The organism is Lichenihabitans sp. Uapishka_5 (assembly GCF_033947565.1).
In the GTDB taxonomy this organism is placed as follows: domain Bacteria; phylum Pseudomonadota; class Alphaproteobacteria; order Rhizobiales; family Beijerinckiaceae; genus Lichenihabitans.
Genome location: NZ_JARPVX010000149.1, coordinates 1 through 4440, shown reverse-complemented (window position 1 = coordinate 4440; position 4440 = coordinate 1). Strand labels below are relative to the sequence as shown.

The 4440-nt window shown below is 70.3% G+C and carries 5 protein-coding genes; all 5 read left to right on the top strand.

Annotated features, from left to right (window positions below):
• Positions 1-62: 62 nt before the first annotated feature.
• The 5 genes from P7D22_RS22425 (at position 63) to P7D22_RS22405 (ending at position 4086) form a co-directional block, all read left to right on the top strand.
• Positions 63-1211 (top strand): CaiB/BaiF CoA transferase family protein, encoded by a 1149-nt coding sequence (locus P7D22_RS22425; protein ID WP_319936472.1) that lies wholly within the window; start codon positions 63-65, stop codon positions 1209-1211.
• A gap of 97 nt (positions 1212-1308) precedes the next feature.
• Positions 1309-1977, top strand: coding sequence for a LysR family transcriptional regulator (locus tag P7D22_RS22420; RefSeq protein WP_319936471.1), 669 nt, complete (start codon positions 1309-1311; stop codon positions 1975-1977).
• A complete protein-coding gene (locus P7D22_RS22415; protein WP_319936473.1) occupies positions 1887-2273 on the top strand; it encodes a LysR substrate-binding domain-containing protein in 387 nt (128 codons plus the stop codon). Before P7D22_RS22420 ends, P7D22_RS22415 begins: the two co-directional genes overlap by 91 nt.
• Positions 2274-2352: 79 nt before the next feature.
• Positions 2353-3030 carry an SDR family oxidoreductase gene (locus tag P7D22_RS22410; RefSeq protein WP_319936470.1) on the top strand — a complete coding sequence of 226 codons (678 nt, stop codon included), beginning with the start codon at positions 2353-2355 and terminating at the stop codon, positions 3028-3030.
• Between the two features lie 21 nt (positions 3031-3051).
• Positions 3052-4086: an NAD(P)-dependent alcohol dehydrogenase gene (locus tag P7D22_RS22405; protein ID WP_319936469.1), complete on the top strand. Its 1035-nt coding sequence runs from the start codon at positions 3052-3054 to the stop codon at positions 4084-4086.
• The last annotated feature ends 354 nt before the right edge of the window (positions 4087-4440 follow it).

The following is a 4440-nucleotide window of genomic DNA, read 5'->3' as shown; positions in this document are numbered from 1 at the left end:
CCATCCTATTGGCCCCTGCCCCGCCCCCGCGCGACACTCCCGCGAAACAAGGGAGACGCAGGGTGGCGGAGGATCTCGAAGGGCTGACGGTGGTGTCGGTCGAGCAGGCGGTGGCGGCGCCCTACCTGTCGAGCCGGCTGGCCGATGCCGGGGCGCGGGTGGTCAAGGTCGAGCGGCCGGAGGGGGATTTCGCGCGTGGCTACGACCACCTCGTGCATGGGCAGGAAAGCGCTTATTTCGTCTGGCTGAACCGGGGCAAGGAATCGCTCTGCCTCGACCTGAAACGCGACGAGGACGCCGCCGTGCTGCGAGCGCTGGTGCGTGGGGCCGACATCTTCATCCAGAACCTCGCCCCGGGCGCCATCGACCGCATCGGCTTCGCGCCGGCCGGGTTGCGGGCCGACAACCCGAAACTCATCACCGTGTCGATCTCGGGCTATGGCGAGGACGGCCCCTACCGCGACCTGAAGGCCTATGACCTGCTGGTGCAGGCCGAGGCGGGGTTATCAAGCATCACCGGCAATCAACATGGCATGGCGCGCGTCGGCGTTTCGGTTTGCGATATCGCGGCCGGCATGACGGCCCTGCAGGCCGTGCTGCAGCCGCTGGTCGGCCGCGCCCGCACGGGCCAAGGGCGGCACATCGACGTGTCGCTGTTCCACGCCCTCGCGGATTGGATGAACGTGCCCTACCTGCAGCACGTCTACGGCGGCGTGACGCCGGCCCGCCAGGGCCTCAACCACCCCACCATCGCGCCCTACGGCGCCTATGCGTGCGCCGACGGCAAGGCGGTGTTGTTTTCCATCCAGAACGAGCGCGAATGGGCGAACCTGTGCCGAATGGTGCTCGAGCGGCCGGAGGTCGCCACCGACCCGCGCTTCACCTCGAACTCGGCGCGGGTGCGGCACCGGGAGGCGCTCGACGCGGTCGTAGTGGCCAGTTTCGCGGCGGTCGACCGCGCCGCCATGGTGGCCCGGCTCGAAGCGGCCCGCATCGCCTATGGGCGCGTGTCCAGCATGGAAGACCTGGCCAGCCACCCGCAGAACCGCACCGTCACGGTCGACACCCCGTCGGGGCCGGTGACGTGCCTGGCGCCCGGCGCGATCTTCGACAAGGCGACGCCGACGTTCGGTCCGGTGCCGGCGCTCGGGGCCCACAGCGCGGCGATCCGGGCCGAGGTGGCGGCGCAAAGCCGACACCTGGCGGATTGAACGCCCCGTCTCCCGTGCGAACGGGAGAAGGGATGTCGCATCGGCGCCCGCGGCTTTGCTGTTATGCTGCCGGCCTCAACGGCCGGGGAGCGGTGGCGTGGATCTGAGGCAGCTGCGCTATTTCGTGGCCATCGTGCAAAGCGGCTCCATTTCGCGCGCCAGCCAGGCGCTCAACGTGGCGCAGCCGGCGCTGAGCCTGCACATCCGCAACATGGAGGCCGACCTCGGCGTGCCGCTCCTGTTCCGCACCCCGCAGGGCGTGCAGGCCACGGAGGCGGGGCTGGTGCTGCTGCGCCACGCGCGAACCATCCTCAGCCAGTTCGAGGCGGCCGACCGCGAAGTGCGCGGCACCGCGACGGAGCCCACCGGCGAGGTCCGGCTCGGCCTGCCCTCGACCATCAGCCGGATCCTCGGCGTGCCGCTGGTGCTGGCCGCGCGCGCGCGCCACCCCAAGGTGGTGCTGCGGGTGGCCGAGGCGATGAGCGGCTATGTGCTCGAATGGCTGCGAGCCGGCCGGGTCGACCTCGGGCTGCTGTATCAATGCGTCGAGGACAAGGACCTGCGCTCGATCGGGCTGTTGACCGAGCCGCTGGTGTTGTTCGGCCCCGTCGTGGCCCCGCCCGGCGTCGCGGCGCCGGCACCCGGCGCGGCCGTCGATTCACGGCCGTCGCGGCGCTGCCCCTCATCCTGCCGAGCCCCGGCCACGGTCTGCGTGACCTCATCGACGCCCGCGGCGCCGAGCTCGGCGTGGCGCTGCACACTGTGATCGACATCGACGCTTATCCGGCCATCAAGGCACTGGTGATGAAGGGCCTCGGCTATGCGATCCTGCCGGCCCATGCGCTGCAGCGCGAGATCGACGCCGGCGACGCCTCGTGCTGGGCGCTCGAGCCCGCCCTCAGCCGCACCGTCCACCTGGTGCTGCCCACCAACCGGCCGTTGTCGGCGGCGGCCCGGGCGGTCGAGGACCTGTGCCGCCTCACTCTGCGCGACCTTGTGCGCTCGGGCGTCTGGCACGGCGCCCAGATGCGGATCAGCGTCGAGGACAAGCGGGGCGGCTGAGCGGCGGGATTTTGCACCGACGGCGCCGATCTGCTTCAACGAGGCCCCGGCGCCAGTGCCGCCCCAAAGGAGCGTTTCGATGCGGTTCGACGGCAAACGAATCTTGGTCACCGGGGCCGGCAAGGGCATCGGCCGCGCCACGGCGATCGACCTCGTGCGGCGGGGCGCCACCGTGGTGGCGCTGAGCCGCTCCGCCGACGACCTCGCCGATGCCGACGCCACCCGGGCGGCGGCGCGCCAGGCCCTGCCGATCGACCTCCTGGTCAATTGCGCCGGCACCACGGATCTGGCGGCTGCCCTCGACACCACGGTCGAAAGCTTCGACCACCTGATGGCCGTCAATTGCCGCGCCCCGCTGATCGTGGCCCAGGAAGTGGCGCGCGACCTGCTGGCGCGGAACCGCCCCGGCGCCATCGTCAATGTGTCGAGCGTCGCCTCCTTCGTGGGCTTCGCGGATCACGCCGCTTATTGCGCCTCGAAGGGCGCGCTCGACGCCTTGACCCGGGTGCTGGCCAACGAATGGGGGCGCCGCGGCATCCGGGTCAACGGCGTACATCCCGTGGTCACGCTGACCCCGATGGCCGTGAAGGCCTGGAGCGACCCGGAGAAATCCGGCCCGATGAAGTCCCGCATCCCGCTGGGCCGCTTCGTCGAGCCCGATGAGGTGGCGGGCGCCATCGCCTATCTGTTGTCCGACGAGGCCGCCATGGTGAACGGCATCGATCTGCCGGTCGATGGCGGGTTCCTGATCAACTGACCCAGCAAGCGAGGAAGAACAATGCGCGCCTTGGTTCTCGAAAAACAGCATGAGCTGGCGATCCGCGACATCGAGCTGCCGCTCGCGGTCGGCCCCGCCGATGTGAAGATCAAGATCCATACGGTCGGGGTCTGCGGCAGCGACGTGCACTACCTCACCCACGGCCGCATCGGCCCCTTCGTGGTCGAGGCTCCGATGGTGCTGGGCCACGAGGCGGCCGGCACGGTGGTGGAGGTGGGCGCGGCCGTCACCGGCCTGAAGGTCGGCGACCGGGTCTGCATGGAGCCCGGCATCCCGGACCTGACGTCCCGCGCCTCGAAGCTCGGCCTCTACAACGTCGACCCGAGCGTCGCCTTCTGGGCGACGCCGCCGATCCACGGCGTGCTGACGCCCCATGTGGTGCATCCGGCGGCCTTCACGTTCAAGATCCCCGACAACGTGTCCTTCGCCGAGGCCGCCATGGTGGAGCCCTTTGCGGTGGGGCTGCAGGCGGCCGTCAAGGCGCGCATCAAGCCGGGCGACACCGCCGTGGTGACGGGGGCCGGCCCCATTGGCATCATGGCGGCCCTGGCGGCGCTGGCGAGCGGCTGTTCCCGCGTCTTCATCTCGGACCTCGTCGACGACAAGCTCGCGATCGCGGCCCGCTATCCCGGCATCACGGCGGTCAACGTGCGGCACGACTCCCTCGCCGACCGGATCGCGGCCGACACGGATGGGTGGGGCGTCGATGTGGTGTTCGAGGCGAGCGGCGCCCCCCAGGCCTACCAGAACATCGGCGCCTTGCTGGCGCCCGGCGGCTGTTTGGTGCTGATCGGCATGCCGGTGGCGCCCGTGGCGGTCGACGTGTCGTCGCTCGCCGCGAAGGAGATCCGCATCGAAACGATCTTCCGCTACGCCAACGTGTTCGACCGGGCGCTCGCCATGATTGCTTCCGGCAAGGTGGACCTGAAGCCGCTCGTCAGCGCCACCTTCCCGTTCGAGCAAAGCGTCGAAGCCTTCGAGCGCGCCGTCGAGGCGCGGCCGACCGACGTCAAGCTGCAGATCGTCATGGACTGAGCGGAGGGTCGGATCAGCGGCAGGACGGCGTCTTGGAGGGTTGCCGGGGGAAGCGGCGGTGGAACCCCCGCGTCGCATCAAGCGTCGTGATGGCAGGATCAGACCGAATGGGCCGAAGCCGATGACCGATGCCGTCTACACCATCGTCGAACACGACGGAGGCTGGGCCTATCGGCTCGGCGACGTGTTCTCGGAAACCTTCGCGAGCCGGCGGGACGCCACGGCGGCCGCGGCCCGGGTGGCGCAGGAGCAGCAGGTTCCGGGCGACGACGAGGCGATCTCGTGGGAGGACGAAGCCGGCCAGTGGCACGACGAGACCGCGCGCGGCTCGGACCCTGTCTCTTATACACATCT

Bases quoted from the DNA above. Each gene is read 5' to 3' on its own strand.
- P7D22_RS22405 (WP_319936469.1), top strand. From the start codon at position 3,052: ATGCGCGCCTTGGTTCTCGAAAAACAGCATGAGCTGGCGATCCGCGAC.
- P7D22_RS22410 (WP_319936470.1), top strand. From the start codon at position 2,353: ATGCGGTTCGACGGCAAACGAATCTTGGTCACCGGGGCCGGCAAGGGC.